At 70.7% G+C, this 23866-nt stretch carries 16 protein-coding genes, 2 tRNA genes and 3 pseudogenes; 14 read left to right on the top strand and 7 right to left on the bottom strand.

The features are described from left to right. Window positions 1-225: 225 nt before the first annotated feature. Window positions 226-852 (bottom strand): DUF6461 domain-containing protein, encoded by a 627-nt coding sequence (locus AB0C36_RS30405; RefSeq protein ID WP_358360260.1) that lies wholly within the window; start codon window positions 850-852, stop codon window positions 226-228. A gap of 170 nt (window positions 853-1022) precedes the next feature. Between AB0C36_RS30405 and AB0C36_RS30400 the strand changes: the two genes are divergently transcribed. The 5 genes and pseudogenes from AB0C36_RS30400 to AB0C36_RS30380 form a co-directional block, all read left to right on the top strand. After that, the gene (locus tag AB0C36_RS30400) at window positions 1023-1367 is read left to right on the top strand and encodes a hypothetical protein (protein WP_358360257.1); all 345 of its coding nucleotides are present in this window, start codon (window positions 1023-1025) and stop codon (window positions 1365-1367) included. Between the two features lie 247 nt (window positions 1368-1614). Further along, window positions 1615-2346, top strand: a complete 732-nt coding sequence (locus tag AB0C36_RS30395) for a YwqG family protein (protein ID WP_358360254.1) — start codon at window positions 1615-1617, stop codon at window positions 2344-2346. A gap of 116 nt (window positions 2347-2462) precedes the next feature. Continuing rightward, on the top strand, window positions 2463-3380 hold the full coding sequence (locus AB0C36_RS30390; RefSeq protein WP_358360252.1) for a DUF6891 domain-containing protein: 918 nt from the start codon (window positions 2463-2465) through the stop codon (window positions 3378-3380). A 130-nt stretch (window positions 3381-3510) separates the two neighbouring features. Next, window positions 3511-3804 (top strand): annotated as a pseudogene (locus tag AB0C36_RS30385) (transposase); the annotation flags it as partial. A 187-nt stretch (window positions 3805-3991) separates the two neighbouring features. Next, window positions 3992-4518 (top strand): annotated as a pseudogene (locus AB0C36_RS30380) (helix-turn-helix domain-containing protein); the annotation flags it as partial. 342 nt (window positions 4519-4860) lie between these two features. Here the strand turns inward: AB0C36_RS30380 and AB0C36_RS30375 are convergent. Continuing rightward, complete coding sequence (locus tag AB0C36_RS30375; protein WP_358360249.1) at window positions 4861-5700, bottom strand: alpha/beta fold hydrolase; 840 nt, start codon at window positions 5698-5700, stop codon at window positions 4861-4863. A 77-nt stretch (window positions 5701-5777) separates the two neighbouring features. On the opposite strand from AB0C36_RS30375, the gene AB0C36_RS30370 reads away from it, so the two are divergent. From AB0C36_RS30370 to AB0C36_RS30355, 4 genes are all read left to right on the top strand, one after another. Beyond that, a complete protein-coding gene (locus AB0C36_RS30370; protein WP_358360247.1) occupies window positions 5778-6269 on the top strand; it encodes a MarR family winged helix-turn-helix transcriptional regulator in 492 nt (163 codons plus the stop codon). A gap of 70 nt (window positions 6270-6339) precedes the next feature. Beyond that, window positions 6340-6415, top strand: a tRNA-Arg gene (locus tag AB0C36_RS30365). A gap of 31 nt (window positions 6416-6446) precedes the next feature. Then, window positions 6447-6519, top strand: a tRNA-Ser gene (locus tag AB0C36_RS30360). Between the two features lie 2 nt (window positions 6520-6521). Further along, window positions 6522-8819 carry a hypothetical protein gene (locus tag AB0C36_RS30355; RefSeq protein ID WP_358360245.1) on the top strand — a complete coding sequence of 766 codons (2298 nt, stop codon included), beginning with the start codon at window positions 6522-6524 and terminating at the stop codon, window positions 8817-8819. A 489-nt stretch (window positions 8820-9308) separates the two neighbouring features. Here AB0C36_RS30355 and AB0C36_RS43280 read toward each other — a convergent pair. Continuing rightward, window positions 9309-9488: pseudogene (locus AB0C36_RS43280) on the bottom strand (ISL3 family transposase); the annotation flags it as partial. A 106-nt stretch (window positions 9489-9594) separates the two neighbouring features. Continuing rightward, window positions 9595-10737 carry an ArsR/SmtB family transcription factor gene (locus tag AB0C36_RS30350; RefSeq protein ID WP_358360242.1) on the bottom strand — a complete coding sequence of 381 codons (1143 nt, stop codon included), beginning with the start codon at window positions 10735-10737 and terminating at the stop codon, window positions 9595-9597. Between AB0C36_RS30350 and AB0C36_RS30345 the strand changes: the two genes are divergently transcribed. Next, a complete protein-coding gene (locus tag AB0C36_RS30345) occupies window positions 10736-12190 on the top strand; it encodes a serine hydrolase domain-containing protein (protein ID WP_358360239.1) in 1455 nt (484 codons plus the stop codon). The two genes, AB0C36_RS30350 and AB0C36_RS30345, sit on opposite strands and share 2 nt — an antisense overlap. A 446-nt stretch (window positions 12191-12636) precedes the next feature. Here the strand turns inward: AB0C36_RS30345 and AB0C36_RS30340 are convergent, their stop codons facing one another. Beyond that, entirely contained in the window at window positions 12637-13215 is a 579-nt protein-coding gene (locus tag AB0C36_RS30340; RefSeq protein WP_358360237.1) for a hypothetical protein, read from the bottom strand. A gap of 15 nt (window positions 13216-13230) precedes the next feature. Between AB0C36_RS30340 and AB0C36_RS30335 the strand changes: the two genes are divergently transcribed. After that, window positions 13231-14016: a hypothetical protein gene (locus tag AB0C36_RS30335; protein WP_358360235.1), complete on the top strand. Its 786-nt coding sequence runs from the start codon at window positions 13231-13233 to the stop codon at window positions 14014-14016. On the opposite strand, the gene AB0C36_RS30330 is transcribed toward AB0C36_RS30335, so the two are convergent. Then, window positions 13913-14206 (bottom strand): transposase, encoded by a 294-nt coding sequence (locus AB0C36_RS30330; RefSeq protein ID WP_358360264.1) that lies wholly within the window; start codon window positions 14204-14206, stop codon window positions 13913-13915. The genes AB0C36_RS30335 and AB0C36_RS30330 overlap by 104 nt on opposite strands. Before the next feature lie 377 nt (window positions 14207-14583). Continuing rightward, entirely contained in the window at window positions 14584-14805 is a 222-nt protein-coding gene (locus AB0C36_RS30325) for a hypothetical protein (RefSeq protein WP_358360232.1), read from the bottom strand. A gap of 140 nt (window positions 14806-14945) precedes the next feature. Between AB0C36_RS30325 and AB0C36_RS30320 the strand changes: the two genes are divergently transcribed. The 3 genes from AB0C36_RS30320 (at window position 14946) to AB0C36_RS30310 (ending at window position 23504) form a co-directional block, all read left to right on the top strand. Beyond that, window positions 14946-15284: a hypothetical protein gene (locus AB0C36_RS30320; RefSeq protein ID WP_358360230.1), complete on the top strand. Its 339-nt coding sequence runs from the start codon at window positions 14946-14948 to the stop codon at window positions 15282-15284. 191 nt (window positions 15285-15475) lie between these two features. Continuing rightward, on the top strand, window positions 15476-15724 hold the full coding sequence (locus AB0C36_RS30315; protein ID WP_358360227.1) for a hypothetical protein: 249 nt from the start codon (window positions 15476-15478) through the stop codon (window positions 15722-15724). Window positions 15725-16133: 409 nt separating this feature from the next. Continuing rightward, window positions 16134-23504 (top strand): LamG-like jellyroll fold domain-containing protein, encoded by a 7371-nt coding sequence (locus AB0C36_RS30310; RefSeq protein WP_358360224.1) that lies wholly within the window; start codon window positions 16134-16136, stop codon window positions 23502-23504. The last annotated feature ends 362 nt before the right edge of the window (window positions 23505-23866 follow it).

The following is a 23866-nucleotide window of genomic DNA, read 5'->3' as shown; positions in this document are numbered from 1 at the left end:
GCGGCCCAGGGCGAGTCCGCGGAAGTCCGCCCCGGGGCCGAGACGGGGCGGCGCAGGCTGGAGCCATGGAGCCCACGGACGAGGCCGGCACCGGGTCATGGGCCTGGGTCGAACTGCACGGCGGGCCAATGGACGGCGCAACGGCTGTTGCGCCCTTCGGCACGAGGCTCACCGCCAACCGGCTCTCAGCTGGGTGCAGATCCCGTGAAGGGAAGGTCGCCAGGGCTACTGGTCACCGCCGTCGTCCGCTCGCCGCGGTGCTGCCAGCAGCGACCCGGTGACATCCTGCGGCGTGAGCGCGACGCCGAACTGCCGCGAAGCCATGCTCAAGGCCAGGTGCGCCTGGAACTCTGGTTCTGCATCCGGGTATTCCACGACCTGCCCATCCGCGGCCGTCAGTCCTACCGCGGTCAACGGGGGCACCAGCTGAGTGGGGATGTGGTCTGGATCGACGACGTAGCCGGGTTCCCAGATCCACAGGTGACGTCCGGCTTCGGCGTAGCTGAACACGCGCAGAGATCCGTTGCTGAAGAAGGCCAGTGCCACCGTGCCCTCGGACACGGCAGCCAATACGTCGGCATCAAGCGCCTGACCACTGAACTCCTCGATGGCGAAAGCCCATCCCTGGCGTTCCCCCGCGCGGATGATCCCGTGCTGGGAACCGAGCATGAAGCCGTCCGGATCAAGCATGCGCTGCGCGGCCTCCGCCGGCGTCAGCATCACACCCGCACGAACGTCGCACCCCATGCGGTCCAGCAGCTCGGGGGCCGACAGCCCTCGGGCAAAGGCGATGCAGTACCCCTCACTGAAACCTGGATACTCCTCAACCCAGGTGATGCCCTCGTGGCTCACGTTCCTCCCATCGGCACACTCGCCTGCGGGCGCTCGTCGCCTGCCGAGCTCGTCTGCGACACCATGCAACCGATCGGATCGTACGTATGCAGCACCCTTCTTAGTTCACGGGATTGGGACCGCCCGCAATTGGTCGGTGACGGCCGGGCCGGAGCGGCAGGATGGCCCGCATGGCGGAGAACCGGGGAGTAACGGCGGGTGGCTGGGTTCCGGACGTGTCCGGCGGGGTGGAACTCTTCAACGCCGCCTACACGGCGGCGAAGGATCGGAACGAGGTCTTCGCCGCAGTCCAGCTGGACGAGGGGCGGTGGACGGTCAAGTTGGACGGCCTGACCGCCCTCGGCCACACGGTGCCTGCCGAGGCCGCGGCCGTGCTCACCGTGCGCGAGCAGCCCTGCGCCGACGTCGTCCAGTCGCTGCTTCGTCAGGCCCAAGAACCGGGGGCCGACGACGTGTTCAGTGACTACCACGACGTGCTGCGGCTCCTGCGCCGCGACGACCTTCGCGCCGACTGACCAGCACCAATCATCGAAGCCGCCCACGGCGCGCGAGCCATCACCGACGAGGGGCGCACAGCTGCGCGAGCACGCCCGGACCGTGACCGCGCTGAGGCGCAGACTCCACCGTCGGGATCTTGGCCTTGTTCACGAGACGATTCGTGGACAGCGCCAACCGTGCTGAGGATTCTTGAACTTGGCCGTAGCGCGCATTACGTGACGGTCGCGTTCCGAAGCTGTCGGCCGAGATGGTTATCGTTCCGGCATGGTGCCTGTCCCCGTCGATGGTCCCGTAGGACCAGAAGATGCCGCATTCACCCCGCGGATGCGTATGACGCTGCGTCTCCCCGAGGGGCCGGTGATCGAGGCCGTCGCCAAGCTCGGCGGGTCGCCGGTGTGGCTCGCCGAATCCGCGTGGCCGGTCAGCCCGACCAGCGGCGCCCCGCTGTTGTTCATCGGTCAGTTCCCGGTGCCGGTCGCGCCCGGCGAGGCGGCGCGCATGGCCTATCTCTTCCTCGAAGACGACGGAAACTGCCTGGGCGGACTTGACCGCCCTGAGAAGGAGTCGGGCGACGCCGCAGTGATCATCCAGCCCGGCGGCCGCATACGTCCCGGCGTGCTGATCGGCCCACCGGGAACCACCGGACCGACACTGTGGACGAACACCGACGAACAGACCCCAGTTGAGTGGCTGGTCGACCTGGCGCCGTTCGCACCCCACGACGAGGAGGCCATCGAGCAGTACGTGGCCTGGACCCGCGGAGAACGCGGAGAGCCGGAGCTCTATGCGGACGACGAGACACACAACTGGCTCGGCGGCCGACCGCTGTACCCGAACTTCGCGCTCGTCGGTCACCCCTGGAGGTTCTTCTTCCAACTCGAGGGCCTGGAAGGAGATGCCGACGACGCCTACTGCCTTTACTTCGCTGAGGGCACCGGCCACGCGTATCTCAGCCCAGACGGGCTTGAAGGATTCTTCATCTGGCAAGCCGCCTGAGAGCCCCCTGCGGTCACTAGCGTGACGGGCCGTCGGCACAACGCCATTCGCATCACCTTGCCGTTTAACCTCCGGACCGGAGCGTCGCTGTCAGGGGGTTGTGTCAGAGTCTGCGGATGCTCGAGATCGTGGTGGAGACGGAGAGCGGGGGGCGGTACGTCCGTGTGTCCGCCGAGGACTTGGCGGAGTTGGTCCGGCGAATCGGCGGTGACGGTGATCGATTCCTGGTGGTCCAGCGGGTACCCGACCTGCCGGATGTCTTCGCCCAGGTCTGGCACGCGGTCGGCGGGGACTACACGCTGGAGCACCGCGACGGCGCCGCCGACCGGCACTTCCAGGTGACAGTCGACAGTCCCGAGGCCGTGATCGCGGCGATGACCGGCTGGGCCCGCCAAGAGTCCGGCTGGGACGCCGCTCTGGCCTGGTCGGTGGTGGACATGGGGCCTTCGTGTGAGGTGCCGCCGCTCGACCTGGATGAAGGCGAGTACGAGCTGTTGCACAGGCGGGTTCGCGAGGTGCTGGTCGGTGGCTACGCGTCCCGCGCCGAACTGGCGGAGCTCGCCGAGGAGTACCTGGTCACGGAGGATCGCCGGCCTGTTTCGCGTGAGCAGGGGGCGGCGCTGGCCGACCGGATGTGGCTGGAGCGCGTTGCGGAGCAGGCCGCGTGGCAGGGCGAGACCGACCCTGAACGGCTTGCCCGTGCGTTTGCCCTCCTCCAGGAGGCCGGCATCACCGCCCGTGAGCACTTCACCTGCTGCCGCACCTGCGGTGACTCCGACATCGTCGGCGAAAGCGGGCCCGGCGCCCGTGGCTTCGTCTACTTCCACGCCCAGTGCACGGACTCGGCGGCGGCAGGCCACGGATTGACGCTGCTCTACGGCGCGTTCGACGGTTCGTCCGAGGCCACCGCAGCCGTCGGCGACGAGGTTGTGGCCGCACTTGAGGCGGCCGGCCTGGCCGTCGAGTGGGACCGCGACCCTGGTCGGGCGATCACCGTCAGCCCTGTGGACTGGCGCCGCCGCCTGGTCGGATAGCGATCGGGGCACCTCGGTAGCAGCCTGCCGCGCGGGTGTCCGGGCTTTCGGCGATCACATATGACGTGGGCGGCCTTCGCCCGATCCTGTGCTTCGACCAAGAGGCACATGACGGATCGGGGCGAAGGCCGTGGCAACGAGTCTGCCGCACAGGCAGGGACGCGTTGAAGCGTTCGCGGAACTGTCGCACTTCCGGGGCGAGTTGCATGCCTGTCTGACCCGGCGCTCGGACGCCCTGTTCGAACTGGCGGACGCTCTGCTGTGCGCGGACGGGCCGGTCAAGACGCTGGTCGGGCTTTCGCTTGCTCCGGAGCACCGGCGCGGGCACGGGGCGCTCTACGACGCGGTCAACCACGGTCGGATCGACACCGGTCGACTGCGCGACGCACTCGTGCGGCTACCGTTGCCGCGCACGCCACACGGTTTTGTTCCTCGGCGTAGGCCCGTGGATCGGTTGCGGCTGCGGGCCTCTGGAAGAGAAGCCGGCGGCCGCTGTCGGGAGCGGCGTTCGCTAGTGCTGTGACCGAAACGTTGACCGGGTTACTGGGTGGCTTCGGGATGCATGACGCCGGTTGGATGTCTTCAACATCCAACCGGTGTTTGGGGGTTCTGTGGCAGAACCGGTCAAGGTCCGCAGGCTGACCGAGGACGAGGGCCGCAGGCTGCAGCGGATCGTGCGTCGCGGGACGACGAGCGCGGTCCGGTTCCGGCGGGCGATGATCGTGCTTGCGTCCGCCGGCGGGAACACCGCCCCGGTGATCGCCCGGCTCGTCCAGGCCGACGAGGACACCGTCCGCGACGTCATCCACCGGTTCAAGGAGACCGGGATGGCCAGCCAGGACCCTCGCTGGGCGGGACCGCCCTCGGCCAGCCGTTCACCCGCTGGTCCGTCCGCAAACTCGCCGCCTACCTCCGCAAAGTCCACGGCCGGGTCATACGCCTCGGCCGCGAGGCGTTACACGGCCTGCCGGCCCGCCGCGGGATCACCTTCCAGCGCACGAAGACCTGGAAGGAGTCCAACGACCCGGACTTCGACGCCAAGCTCGACCGCATCGAGCAGGTCCTGGACCGGCAGTGCGTCCTGCCCGCATTCTCGGATCGCGCTGACGGCGGCGAGCCGGACGTGGGGGCCGGATGGGACAGCTGCGCGATGTAGCGCGTAAGTGCAGGGGCCCGGTGGTGGCAGAACACGGAGCCGATGTGTCGCCGCATTTCTGGTGTCCGCGCGGCGACGAGGGCCTCGAAGACCATGTCGAACGCGCCACTCCGATGGCCAGCAGCGCCCCGCCACGTACCACGGCACCGGCGAGGACTCGTCGGCGAGTTCGCGGAGTACGGCTGGCCCGGCGTCGACACCCACGGCGGCCGGCGCGGCGGCGGCCCGGTGGCGCTGGTCTGCCACGGTCAGGCCGCGTATGCCTTCATCCACGGGGCAGCCACCATCGGTGTCCTCGTTTCGATGTGCCCGATGTCTCCGAGCTCATGATGTCAGCGGAGCCGCCCCGTAGACGTCTCGCAGGAACTCCCGAACGAGCGCGTTGAATTCGTCCGGGCGTTCCATGTTCGGGTAGTGCGCAACGCCGTCGATCGTCGCGGATCTGCCGTGCGGCGCGTTGTCCACGAGTCGTTCGGCCATGCCGATCAGATCCGGGCTGTCCAACGCGCCGTGGATGGCCAGGATCGGCACGGTGATCCTGCTCGCGCGCGACCACGTGTCGGTGACCGGAACGGTGACGTTGTCCTCGTCCATGGTGTGCTTCGAGACCGTACGCACCGTCATCTCGCGGATTCTGCACATCAGTTCGGCGTCCATGTCGGCGAACTCGCGGGTCGGGCCAGGGGCGCTCCGCAGGGCGGCGCTCAGCCAGCCCTCAACATCGCCGGTCGCCATCGCCGTCGCCTGGTCGGTGAAGATCTGCAGCGTCCAGGGGTCGGAGTATTCCGGCTCCGACGTACCCGCACCGCTGATCACCAGGCCGGCTGCGAGCTCCGGGTGTTCGAGCGCGGTGTCGACCGCGATGCCGGCCCCCATCGAGATGCCGACGAGCACCGCCGGGCCGATGTCGAGATGGCGGAGGAGTGCGGCCAGATCGTCGGTCTGGCGGAAGGGCTTGGACGCGTTCGCCGAGTCGCCGTGGCCGCGCGCGTCCGGGGCGATGACGCGGTGGTCCGCAGCAAGCGCGGGCACTTGGGCGTCCCACATCTCATGCGTCAGATACCCGGCGTGCAGCAGGACCACCGGGTGGCCCGCGCCTTCGTCGCGGTAGGCGAGTTCGCCGTCGTCGCTGGTGAACCACTTCAGTTCCGAGGAGAGCATCATGACAACCAAGGTGCCATCTCTCGACGTATATGACAACCCAGGTGTCATTTAGGGGACCGAGGTGTCATCCTGGTCTCGTGACCAAGCAGAAGTCCGACAAGATCGACGCCCCGCTGCCGCCCGACGAGCTCGCTGCCCGGCTCGCCGAGGTGTTCGCGCTCATAGGCCCGCTCTACCGGCGCGCGTACCGCAAGGTGGAGACCTCCGAGACCATCGAGGGGCTGTCCGTCGGAGTCCGCACCGTGCTTGAGGTGCTGCGGGCGTACGACACACCCCTGACCGTCCCGCAGATCGGCCGCTCCCTCGCGGTCAGCCGGCAGTTCGTCCAGCGGACGGTCAACGACGCCGCCGCCCTCGGGTACGTCGAATGCGTCCCGAATCCGGCTCACCAGCGTTCGTCGCTGATCCGCCTGACCGACTCCGGACGCGCGGCGGTCGGCGCGGTCCTGGCACGCGAGCACGACGTACTGCGGCAGGTCGGAGGCGAACTGACCGCGGCCGACCTGGACTCGTGCGTGCGCGTGCTCACCAACCTCCTTGCCTTGGTGGACCACGTCGACGTGAACTGACGCCACGCCAGGTCGAGGGATATCCCGTTGCCCGGCACGCTGCGACTTTCCTAGCCTGGACGCGAAGCGACGGCGTGTAGCTCAGTCAGCAGAGCATCGGGCTCCGGACCCGAAGGGCGCGGGGGCAGAACCCGCCACGTCGGCCAGGTCGCCCCCACGGGGGCATCGCACCACCGACGGCGTGTAGCTCAGCAAGCAGAGCACCGGGCTTGACACCCGGAGGGCGCGGGGGCGGAACCCGCCACGTCGGCTATGGACACCAACCACGTTGAGATCGGTACCGGCTACCCGGGCGGGCAGCTGGCCAAGGCCTTCCGCACCGCCCTCGGCCACGAGGATGCCGCGACGCGACAGCGCGCCGAGGAGCGCCTGCGCACGTGGCAGAAGGTGCTGGACGGCATGTCCGCGGGAACGCTGACCGTCGGATCGCGCACGCCCGTCGCCGGGCTCCCGGCGTGGGTGACCCCGCAGGTGGTCCGCGGCGGGTTCGCCACCGGCGACGCCGAGGCCGGCGGCCCGCTGTTGCCGCACGAGACGGCCACCGCCGCCCGCATCGGCCTGCGCAACCCGAGCCGCCTGGCACTGTTCCACTACCACCTCACGGACGCGGGCCTGGCCGAGCTCGAAGCGCTGCTCGACGGCGGGCGGTACGACGTCACGGTCCCCGAAGAAGCCGCCCTGCCCACCGTCGCCTGGTTGCTGCGCGCGGGTGACCGGCTCGGCGCTCTGACGCTGCTCGACACGATCCGGCCGTTCGCCGACCGGCTCCGGTTCACGCCGCAGCCGACCGACGCGCCCATGCCGGACGGCGTGATGGTGCACCGCGAGACCGTGGCCGACGTACGCACCGCGCTGGGCGTCCGCCGCCCGAACGCGCGCGTCATGGCGATGAACGAGGCACTGACCGTCTGGAACCCGTTCGCCGACCAACTCCTCGAACACTGGCTGGAGACCGTCTCCCCCGAGGGCACCGTCGGAGCCGTCGCTCCCGACGGCTGGCCGGACCGCGGCCGGGAACTCCTCGCCCGCTACCGGCGTCTGGCCTCGGAGCACAGGCTGTGCGGCAAGCACCGCAACCCCAAACAGAACATCGCGATTCTCCGCACCGCGCTGGAACTCGCCGTCGCCGGACGACCGTTGCCGCCACGGCGACGCGGGCTGCTGCAGCACGCCGTCGATGCGATGGTCATCCGCCGTGGCACTCCGGGTTCGCCCGAGCACACGCGGCTGCGGGAACGGCAGGCAGCGGACGCGGCGTTGGTGAGCTCGTACGAGCTGGCCAAGCTGCTGCTCACACGGCTCGCCGAGGTCGCCCCCAACGCCGGTCTGCCAGACACCGGCTGGGTGGTGGCCCCCGTCTCAGAGGCGGAGGCCGAGGCCATGCGTCCCGGTGTGCGCGTCGGCACCGAGATCCCGGACGCGCTGCGCCGAGTGGTTGAGAGGGTGCTGAGCGCGCCGGTGGCCACGTTGGTGGAGCGCGGCGTGGTGCCGTCCGCAGAGGTGTTGGCGGGGCTGGCACCGCAGTTGGTGGCGGCGACGTCGGCGCTCGCGTACCACGACGACGCGCTGCGTACGCTCGTCGCCGCCTCGTACCGGGCCTTCGCGAACCGGCGTTCACTTCTGCTCCTGAACCTGGAAAGCCAGGTCGGGATCCACGAGTTGCCGTGGGTCGAGGCGGTCGCGCGCTACCGTCGTCCGGCCCGGGACACCGCGGGTCTCGCGCAGGCGGCGCTGACCGAGATGGCCGGGCTGACGCTGCGCGCTTTCCCGGCGACGATCCTGCCGAACCCGATGATTCAGGAACTCGGCGCCCTTGCCAGGCAGGCGCAGCTCGACGTGCCGCTCACCGAGGAACTGGCCGCCGACATCTTCATGGGCACGTTCTCCGACAAGTTCCGCCGGGCCGCCGTGCTCGCCGCCGACCTCCTCGAAGGGTCTCTTTACGCACGCTACTTCGCCATCGACTACGCGGCCGTACGCGCCCTGCCCGCACCGCAGACCCCCGCAACGGGCCCGAAGGCCCGCCGCCGCGCACCCAAGTCGCCGACGGCCCCGACGTTCGCCGCACTGTGCCGCGACCGCGCGGGCAACACGCGGGGCGGCTCCTGGGTGGCCGCGAACGGCATGGTGATCGAGCAGGCGCAGATCCTGACCACGCACAACCTGGCCGCCCTCGTACACCCGATCGGCGTCTCCCCCGCCGAAGGCTGGGACGGTCTCGCGCGCGCCGCCTTCAGCGGCACCAGCCGCCTCGTCGGCCAGGTGCACAACAACCCGCGCCCGCTCGGTACGATCAAGGACGCCGCCTACGCATGGCGCCAGACGGTCTTCTTCATGTCCCTGTGCGGCCTCGCCGACCAGATCTCCGTCGTGGCGGCCCTCCAGGACGACCTGAAGCGCCAGCCCGACCACATCGTCCGCCGCCTCGACCCGGTGGTCGCCGGCCTCCGCCACATCCTCGTCGGCGGCACCTTCGACGACAATTCGGCCCTCACCGCCCGCCGCTTTACCGCATGGGCCACGGACGGCCACTGGATGCGCAGGATCTGACCGGTGAAGGACTGGAAGAACCCGATGGACACCGTCGACTCCTTCCGTACGAACTCGTGGATCGCCCGCCGGTCGTCGGCGATGGAGCTGTCCGCCATTCCGGCGCCGACCCAGGCAAGCAGGAACTGGTCGACCAACCCCTGCTCGACGTCTTCGTGCTCCTGTGGAGCCCGGAATTCGGGGCTTCGCGCGAGGGCGGTGACGGTACGGTGCGCGGCACCGGACGGCCTTCGACGGCCGGGGCGGGAGGACCGTCAGGCGGCGCCGCGGGTTGCGGCGTCTTCGGGGACCAGGCGAACCGGGGTGGGGTCGTGGTGGTCCGGGGTGCGTGGAAGGACCCGCACCATCTGGCAGTACTGACACGTCCCGGCTTTGTCAGGGCCGCTTGCCACCCTCCCCGGCACCTCCCGGCTCAGGCTGCCCCCAGCTTCACCGCCGTGCTGCGACAGGACAGCGGCGAAGGTCTCTCACCTTCACTCGATCGATCAGCGCCTCACGGCACACGTGCCACAGGTGCCATCGGTCGGCGACCTGCAAGGCGCCGGGCGCACCTTCTCGGGCTCCGTAGGCGCTGGCGCGGGCTCGGCAGATCACCTCCGCGCCGGGGTGCTCGATCAGCCAGGCCGCGAACGTCGCGGCCTCCCGGTCGGGCACCAGGTCCACCGTCCTCCCCTCGGACGCAATCGGGTCGTTGAGCCGTACGCGCCTGGGGATCTCAGGTCCTAACCCGCCTTCTGTGACGTCGGTTCGTGTACTGCCCGCGGCGAATCGAGCATCAGCCGAGCAACTGGTCGAGACCGTGTACGAGGTTGTCGCGGGCGTGGGGAGCCACCCGGTAGTAGACGTAGTAGCTGTGCCGTTCCTGGTCCACCCAGCCTGCGTCGGCCAGCAGCTTCAGGTGTTTGGAGATCGCGGCTTCGGTGAGGTCGAGCAGACCGGCGACTTCGCGCGTCGAGCGGGCACGTATCCGGAGCAGTCGCAGGATCTTCATCCGGGTCGGGTCACCTGCAGCGCGCAGTAGTTTGAGGAGGTCGACCGGCGGGTCGGGGATGCGGGCCTGCGCACGCATCTCGGCCAGGGCGTACGTGAGGTGTACTGTCATGCGATCCGCATCCCCTTGACGGTCGCGCAGCACGACGAAGGACACCTTGGGCCACGCGAAATGCGAGGGCACGAAGAGAAGTTGGTCGCCTTGCCCAAGGGTGACCTCCATCGGCAGAGGTCCCCGGCGCACGGGCGAAGGCAGGGAGACGAGTTCGCCGCTCCCCGTGCCGGCACTGTCTCGGGTGACGTCGACGTGGGCGAGGGCTTCGGCCAGCATCCGCGGCACGCCGCCCCGCTCGGCGAGGTGCCGGCAGCGACCGGTCTCGGCCAGCAGATACTGCTCCAGACGGGGCCAGTCCGGTGCGATGCACGTCTGCCAATAGGCGTCCAGGAACTCGGCGAAACGCCCGCGGAACCGCTCCGGCTCGGCGATCAGTTCGTGCATCGCGGGCAGTGAAGCGCGGTGCGCCTCCGCCACGGACTTCAGCGCCTGCTGCTGCAGCTCGGACGTCAGTTCGCCAGGTGCCGGGCGCATTCTGCCATTTTGCGCGAGCGCCATGGATATGAGCGGTTCGGTGAAGTCACGTATCGGCGCCTTCTGCAGCGCAGCGATTTCGTCCGACCATGACCGGCCGTCCGTCGGCGACCAGATCCTTGGGAACCCCAGTGGCCCGCGCGCACACCAGAACGCGAAGCGGTCGAATTCGCCTTTGAGTTCGTCGGTCATTCGCGCTCGCGCGGTCAGCACCCAGGAAATGTGGAGGGGATGGCTCTTGACGTTCCCCAGCACATGCAGGCTGCGCAGCGCCTCGTACGCCGCCGAGCAACCGAAAACCACCAGGTCGGACGCCCCGTCCGCGAAACGCAGCCGCATGGATCCACCCCTTCCGCATCTGATCAACCAGCGAGCTAAACAGTTGGCCCCGCGAATCCCGGCGAACTACGTTCCCCATGACCACCGCAGGACCAGGACAGATGGGAAGCATATGCCGGTCAGCCGAAGGTCGTTCGTCACGGGAATGCTCGCCTTCTCGGGCGCAATTGCGGGCTGCAGCAGCGAGGGGAAGCGGGCCGGCGGGTCGGCCGGATCGACGCCGTCGCCCAGTGGGAATCCCCAACTCCCCGCCGAGTGGGACGCCTATCATCGCGAATTGGAAAGGCTGGCCGCGGAAGGGTCGTTCTCCGGTGCCGTACTGGTCGCCCGAGGCGGCAAGCCCATCCTGACCCGCGGCTACGGGATGGCGGACCGCGAGCGCGGTGTCCTCAACGACGCGGCGACGAAATTCTGCATCGCGTCGCTCGGCAAGCCGCTCACCGCAGTGGCGATCGCGCGACTCGCCGAGACGCGCAAACTGGCCTTCGACGACCCGGTCGGCAAACACGTCCCCGGGCTGCCCGCCGCGCTGTCCGACAAGGTCACGATCCATCATCTGCTCACCCATACGTCGGGGATGGGCGATGTCCTCGAGGCCGGCGGCGCCGACGCGCCCCAGACGATCGCCGGGCTGATGTCGGTGATCGCCGCGCAACCGCTGGGCTTCGAGCCGGGGACGCGGTTCCGGTACAGCAACTCGGGTTTCCTCACGCTCGGAGCGGTCATCGAGCATGTGTCGGGGGAGCCGTACGCCGACCACATGCGCCGCCGGGTCTTCGACCCCGCAGGCATGCCGGACACCGAGGTGCGTCCCTACAAGCCGTCCGAAATCCCGAACATGGCCCACGGCTACGCGCTGATCGGGCCGGACGGCAAACTGCTGCCTCCCGGGTCCGCGGAAAACGTCCGGCCGTCCGACGCGACGCTGCGCGACATCAGCGGCGACGTGCAGTTCGCCAACCCGTCGGGAGGCGCGTACTCGACGGTGACCGACCTGTTCAATTTCGCCCGCGGCGTCAGCGAACACTTGCTGTTGGGGCCCGAGACCACCAAAACCCTGCTGGCCGGAAGGGACTTTCCCGACCGCGGCCAAGGGGGCCAAGGGGGACCGGGCAGCCCTGCCGCCGGACGGGGGGCCGGCGGAAACGGTCCCGGCGCCAACGGCCCCGCAGGCGGAGGTGCCCCGGACGGAAACGGTCCGGCCGGCGCAGGCGGCTCCGGCGGAAACGGTCCGGCACCGAGCGGGCCGCCGCCGCGCTACGCGTACGGCTTCACCGACGAGACGCACAACGGAGCTCGCATCGTCGGACACAACGGCGGCACCCCGGGCTATGGCGGGCAACTGGACGTCTACCTCGGGCGCGGCGACACCGTCGTCATCCTGTCCAACCAGGACGGCACCGGGCACGCCTCCGCGGCAGCAACCAACTCCCGCGCAATCCTTGCCCCTTGACCCGTCCACGACACGATCCTCCCCGACATCGGCCGGGGTTCCGCAGCGGCTTCATTTCGCGGTGTCCACGCCCATCGACTCGTCCGCGCCCCGGCCCGCCGGGCCCGTCCACGCACCGGCCTGCGTGCCACCAGCGACCGACGCCCCCGCAGACGCCCCACCCGAAGACGCCGCACCAAACCCCTCGGCGCCTGGTCCCCCACCGGCTACGTCGCCACCACGACCTGAAACACAGGGGCCTCTCCCCATGCCAAGGTTGCCTCGGCACGCCCACGCACACCCCTGCACGAGCGGCACGGCCCGTCAGATCACGCGGACATGAAGAAAGGTGCCTCTCAGCAGGACTTTCGTCCCTGCTGAGAGGCACCTTTCGTCGGTGTCTCACCATGCGCGGCGTGAGGAGCGGTGCGTCCCGGACGGGTGAAGGGTCTGCGACGCGCCTGCGTTCAGGTCCTGCTCGGTCTCGGGCGGCCGTGGGCGTCGTCCGCCGGCGCCGGGTTGGTGCGGCGTGCATGGCCGGTTGCTGTCCGGGGCGCGGTGCGTGTGGGGGCGGGTAGGTCTGCGAGGCGGCGGATGCGCCAGGTCAGTACGTGGGCGGGGTCGGTCGCCGTGTCGAGTTCTCGGCTGGTGACCGCCCGGATGATGAGGGACTGCGGGTGGTGGCCTGCGTGTTCGGCTTCGGCGAGGGTGCCGGCCAGGAGGGCGATGCCTGCGGGGGTGACGGCACCGCGCAGATGTTCGGGGAGGGCCGTAGTAGCAGTAGCGGCGTGCCGGGCGCGCACAGCCGGGGGCAGAGTGCTTGCGGCGGCGGTGAGTTGACGGACGGGCGATGATTCCTGGTAGGCCCGCCAGGCGAGTTCGGCGGCCTGGCTGGCGGCGGCCTGCTGGCGGTGGCCGGCGGCGGCGTTCCACCGTGCGGCGGTGACCAGTGCGGAGACCAACGCGCACAGCGCGGTGCCCAGGGCTCCGCCATCCTCGGGGCGGATGGGGCCGGCGAGCAGCAGGTCGCGTGCGGCACGGCGCATCACGCGCTGGTCGGCGTGCGCGGCACGGGTCTGCGAGCGGGCGGCGCGTTCGTGGGGGGCGGCGGCCTTGAGCCGTTCGCGCTGCGCGGTTCGCTGTTCGATTTCGGCGAGGGCTTCAAGGACCTCCTGGATGCCCGCGGCGCTTGCCGCGGCGCGCCGACGGCGCCGTTCGGCGGCCGAACCGCGACCCCTTGGCACAGGGACGTCCGCGGGATCGGTGTCGCGCAGCGCGGCGCGGAAGAGGTCCAGGGAGGCGTCCAGGGCGTCAGCGGCATCGTGGTGGGCCGCAGCGGCGCGGGAGGTGCGGGCCGGGCGGCTCCCGCCCGGACGCCGCGCGGTCCCTTTCTCCGGCGCGCCGCCCACGGTGCCGGCGGCAGGCGTGGTGGGGTCGGCGTCGTGAATCAATCGAAGCTGGAGCTGCTTTCGCAGCTATGGGGCGAGTTCAGGAAGATGGCGTTTCCGCGGGGCTTCGGTATTCGGGAGCCTGAGGGCGAGTGCATGGCGTTGACGGACACGCTTGTCGCAGGCTGTATCCACACGGCCTTGAACAACAAAGGTTCGCTGGATGGTTGGCGGCGTGGGGTGTTGCAGGACCGCATCGAGGCCCTGGTGAAGGTCCTTCCGGCCCTCGCCGACGACGAGTACGCAACCGAGTACTTCACTCGCCTGCACCGGATGGCGGTCCTGGCGGCCGGGCTCAGTGCCGATGCTGCGTGTGCTGTCTGTCCGACAGCTGTCGGAACCAGGTTGTCGGTTTCGGGGTTCGCAGCGGGATGGTCCCCCGCGGCAGGCATTCGCTGAGACGGACGAGGTTCGTTCCCGCGGCGGTGAGGACGTGTTGGACGTGGGTCATGGCGTGGCCGCGGTAGCGGCAATGGCGTAGGCCGTGAGCGCGGACGGGCTCTGAAATGGTGGCTTCGCAACCGATGCGGATGGCGTGGTGGCGTCGCCAGGCGTCGGTGCGCTGTTCGCGGCGAAGGCGGGACTGGATCTCCCTCCCCGCCGCTCAGCGTTCCGAGCCTGGGTGTGCCGACTTTGAGGTGCGCGCAGCCGTCGCCGCCGTGTTCGAGTTCCAGGGTTCCGCGGACGCGCCACCGGTCGCCTTCGCGTACGGCGTCGATTTCGGCAAAGGCCCAGCGTCCGGTGCCGGTGTCGGCGGACAAGGTGATGTGCTGCGCGGCCGCCGGAGTGGCGGCCGCGACCACCAGGGCCATCGGCATCTACGACGAGCCCGGGGACCCGGAGGCCCGCCTGACCGTCATGGGCAGCTACCCCGACCGTCGCAGCTGCCCGGCTGTGATCGGCATGGCCGCCCACCGCGGCCCCGTCGCGCACGCCCGCGAGATCACCCGGCGCTTCCTTCCCCGCCTACCGGACGGAACTCACCGCCGCACGGGCGCGCATGCGGCGTGTGGACGCCGCGTCGGCCGCCGTGCTGACCTTCGTGCTCGCCGACCAGTACCAGACGCTCATGCCGTCTCTGGTGCGGGAGCCGGAATCGCCGACCGCGTGCGTGCTCAGCGTCAACGACGACCACGGCAGCGTGCGCATGCGCATCTGCGCCGCCACCGGCAGCGTCTTCATCAACATCGACCGCGCGTCACCGGCCCCCGGAAGACCACGCCCGGATCATCGGACCGTACGCGTACTGGGACCTGGTCCACCGGCGCCACCGGCGTCTGGCGGGCGGACTGTTCACCAAGAACGCCTCCGGCTACATCCGCCGCCAGGTGACCACCGCCTCCGAGTTGCTGGCCTGGCTGGACGGGCGGCACCTCGCGCCGGCCGCGATGGGACAGGCCGACCTGGACCGCTTCCTGGAAGGCCGCGCGAAGTTCCACAGCGACTCGCTGCGCGCCTTCGTGCGCTTCCTGGTGGCCCGCACGATCACCCCGAAGATGTCCATGCCGCAGACCGGACGCAGCGACCCCCAGGTGTTCAACGACGTCGGCGACCGCGCCGCCCTACTGCGCACCTGCCTGACGGAGACGGCGATGTCGCACGCGGCCCGGATCACCGGCGCCCTGGCCCTGCTGGTCGGGATCCCGTCCACCGCTCGCTGCGCCTGACCCGCGAACAGGTCGCCGTCGTCGGCGGCGAGGTCACCGTCGCGATCGGGGGCAAGCCCCTCCTGCTGCCGCCCAGGCTCGCCGAGCTGGTCCTCGAAGCCCTCGGCCCGCCCTCGCTGCCGCCGTCGCCTCTGCCGGGCTCCGTCCGCCCGTCGGCCTGGCTCTTCCCCGGGCGCGCCGGGACCCGGCACTTGAGCCAGTCACAGGTCAGCCGCGAACACGCCGAGCACGGCGTCGCGATCCGCGCGGGACGCAACGGGGCCGTCGAAGCACTCGCCGGCGACCTGCCCACGGCGGTGCTCGTCGACCTCACCGGGCTCTCGCTGACCTCCGCGACCGCGTGGGCACGCCGCAGCCGCAGCAACTGGCACGCCTACCTCGCCGAACGCGTCCACCAGCCCACGACCGAAGACGACAGCCGCGTTTCGGACAGGGTGTGAGCTTGTCCGCGGGGTGCGGCGTGTACCACGGGTCGTGGGGGCGCAGACGGTGCGTCCTCGAGTTGTGTGCGTTCGGTGAAGATGCGGAGCGGGGTGTGCCGCCGGGGTAGTGTCCGGCGGTGAACCACCTTGTGCTGTAAGGGCTTTACGGGTCCCCTCGCGGATTCCGGGCCGGAGTGGGTCGTGGGGCTGTGGGCCCCGCGTCCGTCGACGTACGGGTGCGGCAGCCGTTGGACTGCGTTCTCTTCCGACTTCACCGTGGGCGCCCGTCTCTGCGCGGGTTGCCGCGGCGCGTTGCTGCCGCTCGGCTTCGGGCGCCTGTGCTTCGTGTGCGCCTGCAGGGGGCGGCGGTGCGGTGTCGGGTTCACGCACGGTTCCAGGCCCCGCGCGGGGTGCGCGGGTGCGACCTGTGAGGGGGTTCTCCGTGGTGCACGACGAGAGCTTGGCGAGGGTCTACAGCGACCGCGAGTACGTGTCGACGACGATGGTACGGCACGGCGGCACCACGGTGGCGTTCGCGGTGGACGGCGAACGGCGGGTCTTCTACAGCGTGTTGGACCTGGAACAGGCGTCCGCGGACCGCGGGCCGCTGGACGCGCACTACTGGAACGAGGACCCGGCGCCGGTGCCGTTCCCGAACGAGCTGGTGGACGTGCCCGGCCCGGGCGCGGCGGGGGACGCGCTGTCGGGGGCGGTGTTGCGGATGCCGTCGGTGAAGAACGGCGGCCGCGTCGAGGCCGGGGCGGGGGTGGTGCTGTCGGCGCAGGAGGCGGACCCGTTCCTGTCGTCGACCGCGCGGTTGACCGCGGCGGCGGGCCTGCAGGTCATCTCGGACGGCCGGTACATCCTGGTGTTCCGGCAGGGCCTAAGCGCCGCGCACGCGGACATGGTGTTCCACGCCGAGGGCGGCACGGTGTCCGGGGACAAGGCCACCGCGAAGGGCACCGGCACCGCGGACGCCGTCGCGGTGGTGGACGGGTCGCTGCTGTGCGACCGGTTCGTGCTGGTCGGCTCCGTGCTGAAGCCGGTGGTCGAGGTGCGGTACCAGCGTTCGCGGTCCAAGGCGCGCGGGGCGTCGGAGACCGACACGCTCGGCACGCGGGACATGGAGGGGAACACGTTCTTCGAGGCGACGTCGAAGCTGTCGTTCATCGCCCCGGTCAAGGATGGGGAGTTCACGGTGCTGCTGCTGCCGACCGCGGTGGCGGGCGTGTCGCGCTGGCAGGTCTTCGCGGTGAACCAGGCCACGGGACGCGTGGAGGGGTACAACTGTGCGCAGGGCGCCGACGGCTTGTTCGATGTCGCCGGGGTGCAGCTGTACACGAGCCCGGACCCGAAGTACGCCGGGTCGGTGCTGGAACGCGCGCCGGGGACCTGCCCGCACACCAAGAAGCCGCTGGTCCCGGTGCCCGCGTCCACCGACCGGGCGGGCACCGCGCTGCGGTTCGACCCGGCGAAGAAGACCCACGTGCTGCTGCCCGCCGCCACCGGTACCGCAGCGGCTGCCGGCAAGGGCTTCACGGTCGAGGCGTGGATCAAGCCGACGGCGGCGTCGGGCACGATCCTGCACATCGAGGGCGCGTCATCGGCCGGGACGCTGGTATTCGGGCTGGACTCCGCCCGAAAGGTGGTGGCGGACCTGGGCGGGACGCGCGCGGTCTCGAGTACGGCCGTGGCGTTGAACGCCTATACGCACGTCGCGGCGGTCTTCGACGGCAAGACGGCGACGGTGTTCGTGGGCGGCGCCAAGGCCGGCACCGCGGCGGTCACGACCGTGCCGGTCGCCGGGTCGGCCGCGACCGTGGGCGCGAAGCTGGTCGCGGACGCGGCTCAGGCCGGGTTCGCGGGCGACATCGACGAGTTGCGGGTCTGGAACCGGGCACGGCTGGAGGCCGAGTTCGGTGACCGGGGCCTGCGGCTGGCGGGGATCGAGACGGGGTTGGCGGCGTACTACCGCTTCGACGAGGGCACCGGCACGGTGGTGGGCGACCACACCCGGGCGCTGCGCGACGGCGAGGCGAAGAACTCTCCGGTGTGGGTGGCCTCCGACGCGCCGGCCGGTGACGGGCCGGGCCTGTCGCGGGACGTCTTCGCGTTCGCCGGGCGCACGGTGTCGACCGCTCCGGCGGCGGCGTTGTACGCGCAGCAGGAGCCGGCCACCACCGGGTACGGCGCCGCGGTGGGGCACGAGAAGCGGCAGACGCGGCTGCTGCTGGCGTGCGGCACGAGCGGCCCGGCGCCCAAGGGCGGTGTGGCGACGCGCAGTTACCTCGCCGCGGTGGACTTCGCCCTGACCCGTGACGGCCGCCTGGCCGCGGTCCCGGCCTCGATCACCCTGGCCGAGGCCGGCAAGCCGGGCACGGTCGGCGACCTCGCCGCGATCAAGACGGCGCAGGCGGCGGTGGACGCGGCCCGCACCGCGCTGGACGCGGATCGGACCCTGGCCGGGCGCGTCGAGCAGAACCGGTCGAACGTCGAGTACTTCAGCGCGCGCGTGGCCAGCAGCCCGTACGACATCCTGGGGAACATACATCTGCGCACATCGCAGACCTATCTGTCCTCGTCCTTGGCGGCGCGGGAGCGGCTGGGCGTGCGGGAGGCGGCGTTGGAGGCCGCCGAGGACGCGCTGATGACGGTGTCCGGGGGGACCCGCGGAGGCGGTGACACGGTGGTGGCGATGCCGCTGGTGGCCACCGACCGGCAGGGCCTGACGGTGTACGGGGCGCTGCTGGCGTTCGCGTGGACCGAGGACGCACCGTTCGTGCTGGACAGTTCCACCGGCGACGTCGTGCTGTATTTCCGGGGCGGGAGCGGGCAGTTCTTCTCCGCGTACTACTCCACGCTGGTCGCGCGGGCGGCCAGGCGGGTGGATGTCGGGGCGGGGAGGCTGGAGTTCGTGGCCCGCGACCTGGTCACCCGGCTCGCGGACTTCACGGTGAAGGTCTCCGCGGACTCCGCCTCGGACGCGGACCGCTGCACCGTCACGGTCACCCGCGGGACGCGCACCGAGACGTTCGGGCACGTGCCGCGCGCGGCCGCGTCGCTGGCGGCCGTGCTGAACGGCACCCTGGGATCCGGTGCGCTGCTGGGCACCGTGCTCTCGGTCAAGGACCAGGTAGTGGAGTTGGCCGCGCCGCTGACGGTGTCCCTGGCAGCCGACGAGCGGGTGTCGGTGGACGGCCGGATCCGCACGGTCGCCGCCGCCGCACCGGCCGGCGCCACCACGGTCTCGGTGACCGGGAGCGCGGTGACGGCCGCGGTCGGCGCGCAGGTGTCCTCGGTGCTCTACGACTACGCCGACGCCGCGTGCAGCGTCCCCGGGGTGGACCTATCGGCGGGGTCGCAGATCGTCGCGGTCACCCGCGTCGACGCCACCGCCTCGGTGGCCGACGCGACCGCGGCCGACTCCGTGGCCGGGGTGGGGCCGCACTGGCGCGGACACGCGCCGGGCCGCGCGCCGTCCTTCGACGGCACCACCCAGTACCTGACCGCGGCCGACGGCGCGGACTTCGCCACCGAGGGCGACCTGACGCTGGAGGCCTGGGTCAACCCCACGACCGGAGCCACAGGCACGGGCGGGACCGTGCTGCACGCCGCCGGACCGGACACCCCCTACGGCCTGGCACTGCGGTCCAGTTCGGTGTCCAGCGGCATCGCACTGGAGACGGACAACGTGATCGAGTGCGGTAACGAACTCGACCTGACCGAAACCGACTTCACCATCGAGATGTGGGCCTACCGGCAGGCCACCGGCCGCACGGACGGGCTGCTGACCAAGGGGACCGCCCTGGAGATCGCCGTCCTGGAGGACAACCGCCTCGCCTTCGGAGGCGACTTCGGGACCCCCGAGAAACGGGACTACTCCTTCGCGGTGACGACCGCGACGGTCCCCGCCCAGGAATGGCACCACTGGGCCATGGTCCACGAGAGGTCCACCGGTGCGCGCCGGGTGTACCGGGACGGCGTGGAGATGACCTGCACCTCCGAGACCGGCGGTGCCGTCGCCTCGGGGACGTTCGGCGGCACCGAGTACATCGAAACCGAAGGCACGAGGCCCCCCGTCAGGCTCGGCTACCTCAAGTGCGGCACCGCCGCGGGGTCGCGCATCTGCCTGGACGAGGTGCGGGTGTGGGGCACCGCGCGAACCGCAGCCGAGATCAAAGAGACGATGCGGCGTCGGCTGCGCGGCCGGGAGGAAGGCCTGCTGGGGTACTGGCAGTTCAGCGACGGATCGACGGTCGACCGGTCCGGGCACGGCCACGACGGAACATTGACCGGCCCCTACCGGCCTGCCATCTCCGGACTGAACGGATACGCCCCGATGGCTACCGTCGGCGTGCAGACGTTCACGACCGCGGACGGCGCCCCCTTCGGTGACTGGAGCCATGTGGCCGTGGCGTTCGAGCAGCACTGGGCCATGGCCATGGACGGCGGCGGGTACCTGGACGCGGGCGGCCCCGGCGGGCTGGACCTGCTCGGGGACCTGACCATCGAGGCGAGCGTGTACCTGGAGACCCTTGGCGTGGTGCACGGCCTGGTCGGCAAGGGCGTCGTCGGCGGCGGCGCGGCGGGCACGTCGGTGCCGTACGCGCTGTACGTGGAGGCCGACGGGCAACTGGCGTTCGCGTTCGAACGCGGCGGCAAGGACGGTGCCGCGGTCGTCGTCCGCTCGCAGACCAAGCTGGCGACCAAAACGCTCACGCGTGTCGCGGTGACCCGCAAAGGCGGCCACAACGAGAAGGGCGGCGTGGCCATCCGGCTGTACATCGACGGCGTGCCGGTCGGCCCCAAACCGTACGTCCACGAGGGTGCCGCGCCGGTCGGCAACGACGAGAACTGCGAGCTGGGCCGCCACCGCCAGGGCCGCACCACGCACGGCCTGCGCGGCACCCTGACCGAGGTGCGGATCTGGAACGTCGCCCGCGAGGAGAAGCTCATCGGCACGTCCATCAGCCCCAGCGCCCCAGGCCTGACGGCATGGTGGACGTTCCCGGAGCAAGAGGGCGCGGTCACCGCCGACGCCTGCGAAGCCTTCCCCGCCAAACTCCGCGGCGCCCGCCGCGTCCGCACCCCCGACCCGTACGGCAACCGCGCCACCTTCTACCTCGACGGCGACCCCCAGCCCGCCTCGTGCACACCCACGGCGACGTTGTACGGCGGCGAGGCCACCGCCACCCTCGCGGGCCGCTCGCACGGCAGCGCCCTATCCGCAGGGTTCGCCGGGGAACTGGACGAGGTACGGGTGTGGGCGACCTGCCGGACCCGCGAGCAGGTCCTGGACAACATGTTCACCCGCCTGCGCGGCGAGAGCGCGGACCTGGTCGCCTACTACCCCTTCGACGGCGCCTCGACCGAACCCGGCGCGACGGTGAAGGACTTCGGGCCGCGCGGCAACCACCTGAAGCCGTCGACGAAAGCACCCGGCAACGTCGTCTCCTCGGCTCCGATCTCCGTCGACGCCGCGGAGGTCCGCTCGGCGCTGACCGGTATCGCCAGCAGCTTCAACACCCGCATCGACCACACGCCCGCCGCGTCCGAGTACGGCGACCTGCAGGCCGACACCGACGGCCACCCGTTCGGCGTCATGAAACGCGCGTACGCCTTCGTCCGCAACGGCCGGTGGGAACTGCACACCGGCTTCAAGACCGGAGAGCTGACCACCACCTGGGTCGGACAGGCGCAGTTCGACCCGCAGCTGATCGGCTACCTCGAAGGCGCCCCGCCGATGCCGTCGGAGAACATGGTGTGGGGCACCGCCGGCGACTACGCCGAGAAGGCGTCGGTGTCCTTCGTCCAGGCCGACAAGGTCACCAACACCATCTCCAACGACGAGAAACGCAGTCTGGAGGCGTCCGGCACCGCCAAGGTCGACTTCTCCGTCAACGACGACACCTCCATCGTCGCCGCGCCGCTCGGTGTCGGCACCGCCAAACCGGTGGTCAAGGTCAAGGTGGGCCTCACCGTCGAGGCCACCATCAAGTTCAACAACAACTGGGCCACCAACCTGGAAGTCTCCCAGAGCAGCGAGACCACTCGCACCAGCGGCGTCGTCTTGACCGGGCAATGGGAGGAGGACGCCGAATCGGGGCAGGTCAACCCGGATGCGGGGCGCCGCTGGGCACCGGCCAACACCGGCTTTGCGATCGTGCAGTCCGCCACCGCCGACCTGTACGCGCTGCGCCTGGCGCACACCGGCGTCCTGGTCGCCTACCGCATGATCCCCAACGCGGACATCCCCCGCGACTGGAACATCATCGCCTTCCCGATCAACCCCTACTACACCAAGCAGGGCACCCTCGACGGCACCGTCGGCTTCGCCCCGACCGGGACCTCCGGCGCGCTGCAGCCGTTCCCCGACCCCGCGTTCCCCAATGCGGGGGACGGCGGCGAGTACAGCTACTACCGGCCGCGCGAGGCCTACGCCCTCAAACGCCGCATCCAGCGTGAAGAGCAGCAACTGCAGAGCTTCTACGAGTCGATGTCCACCGAGAGCGCCACCTTCGCCTCCACCAACCCCGTCCGCGCCCAGGCCGACCGAGTGCTGGGCGGCATGATGGGCGGCACCGGCACCGGCCTGGGCGGCGACGACGGCGACCCGGCCGCCACGCGCAAGGCCGCGAAGGAAGCCTCCCGCCGCCACATGGCCAACACCTACGTATGGACCGCCGCCGGCGGCCTGTTCTCCGAGACCACCTCCACCACCGACCAGGTCACCCAGGTCACCACCGGCGACTACAGCGTCTCCGGCAGCGTCAGCGTCGGCGGCTACGTCAACATCGAGGCCGGCCCCGTCGGCGTCAGCCTCACCGGCAGCGCCACCCTCGGCGGCGGATACGCCGTCACCCGCGCCAGGACCAAGGACGCCTCCCGCACCTTCAGCCTGGACGTCGCCGCCGCACCGGGCCGCGACCTGCAGAAGTACGACGAGGACGACAAGCCCGTCTTCGACATCGACGACAACCCCGTCCTGGTGCCCGGCCGCGTCGACGCCTACCGGTTCATGACCTTCTACCTCGACAGCTCCACCGACAACTTCGAGGACTTCTACGGCAAGGTCGTCGACCCCGCCTGGCTGGACCGCAACACCGGCCCGGACGCCCGCGCCCTGCGCCAGACCCGGCAGAGCGACCGCAAGCCGCCGTGCTGGCGCATCCTGCACCGCGTCACCTTCGTCAGCCGCGTCCAGGACACCACCACCACGGCCCCCTCCCTGGCCAAGGCGATGGGCGACGTCGGCATCACCAGCGACTACCACCTCATGCGGCAACTCGAACCGCACCTGACCGGAGCCACCGCATCCCTGACCGCGCTCACCGCCGCCGCCAAGACCGCGATCACCACACAATTCCCGGCCCTGACCCCCTACACCGACACCATCACCGACCGCCTCGCCGCCTACTACAACCTCGACCCCGATGAGGCCCTGCCCGTCGCGCTCGACCCGGCCCCCGTACCTGCGGCACCCGCCCCTGAGCCCGCTCCCGAGCCGGTCAGCACCATCTCCACCACGACCGCCACCATCCCCAAGGGGACGGCGAGCGTCACCTTCCGCTACTCGACTCCGGCGGCCACCATGAGCACCACCAACTGGATCGGCATCTACCCTGCCGGCGTGGTGCCCCCGGCCCAGGAATCGCTGTCCTGGAAGCCCGCCCCCGAACGCAGCGGCGACGTCGCAGTCCCCACCGCCGGCCTGGCCCCGGGCAACTACGCAGCCTGGTACCTCCACAACAACGGATACACCAAACTCGCCGAACCCATAACCCTCACCGTCACCTGACAGCCGCCTCCGGCACCGGCCGCACCGCGCAACAGCACGCCCCACATGCGTCACCCGTCGCCGGGGCGGGCTCCCACAGGTCCCGTGGGAGCCCGCCCCGGCGAACCGCGTGCCGGACACGGGTGCAGGGGCGCCGCCCCGGCGTACTCGAACCACCCGCACCCTGGCAAGCGGCTCATCTCTCCGCCCGGACATGCGCGGCAGCAACCGCAGAAGCGGCCGAGAACACAACCAGGACCAGGTTCCCGCAAGGACTGTGCGGCGAGCGGGACGGTGAACCGCAACGTACTCGGGCACGTACTCGGACACGACAAGCCGCTCTGCCTCCGGTGCCGACGTTCCGGCCGTTGTCGGGGGAATTC

It is taken from the genome of Streptodolium elevatio (assembly GCF_040649515.1).
GTDB lineage: Bacteria > Actinomycetota > Actinomycetes > Streptomycetales > Streptomycetaceae > Yinghuangia > Yinghuangia elevatio.
The sequence above is the reverse complement of the archived record's forward strand: the minus strand, read 5'-3'. Positions and strand labels throughout refer to the sequence as shown.

Coding starts and splice junctions, on each gene's coding strand:
- AB0C36_RS30345 (WP_358360239.1), top strand. CDS start 10,736: ATGGATCCACCCCTTCCGCATCTGATCAACCAGCGAGCTAAACAGTTG.
- AB0C36_RS30355 (WP_358360245.1), top strand. CDS start 6,522: ATGGACACCAACCACGTTGAGATCGGTACCGGCTACCCGGGCGGGCAG.
- AB0C36_RS30390 (WP_358360252.1), top strand. CDS start 2,463: ATGCTCGAGATCGTGGTGGAGACGGAGAGCGGGGGGCGGTACGTCCGT.
- AB0C36_RS30395 (WP_358360254.1), top strand. CDS start 1,615: ATGGTGCCTGTCCCCGTCGATGGTCCCGTAGGACCAGAAGATGCCGCA.
- AB0C36_RS30400 (WP_358360257.1), top strand. CDS start 1,023: ATGGCGGAGAACCGGGGAGTAACGGCGGGTGGCTGGGTTCCGGACGTG.
- AB0C36_RS30340 (WP_358360237.1), bottom strand. CDS start 13,215: ATGCGCCGTGCCGCACGCGACCTGCTGCTCGCCGGCCCCATCCGCCCC.
- AB0C36_RS30350 (WP_358360242.1), bottom strand. CDS start 10,737: ATGCGGCTGCGTTTCGCGGACGGGGCGTCCGACCTGGTGGTTTTCGGT.
- AB0C36_RS30375 (WP_358360249.1), bottom strand. CDS start 5,700: ATGATGCTCTCCTCGGAACTGAAGTGGTTCACCAGCGACGACGGCGAA.
- AB0C36_RS30325 (WP_358360232.1), bottom strand. CDS start 14,805: ATGTTGATGAAGACGCTGCCGGTGGCGGCGCAGATGCGCATGCGCACG.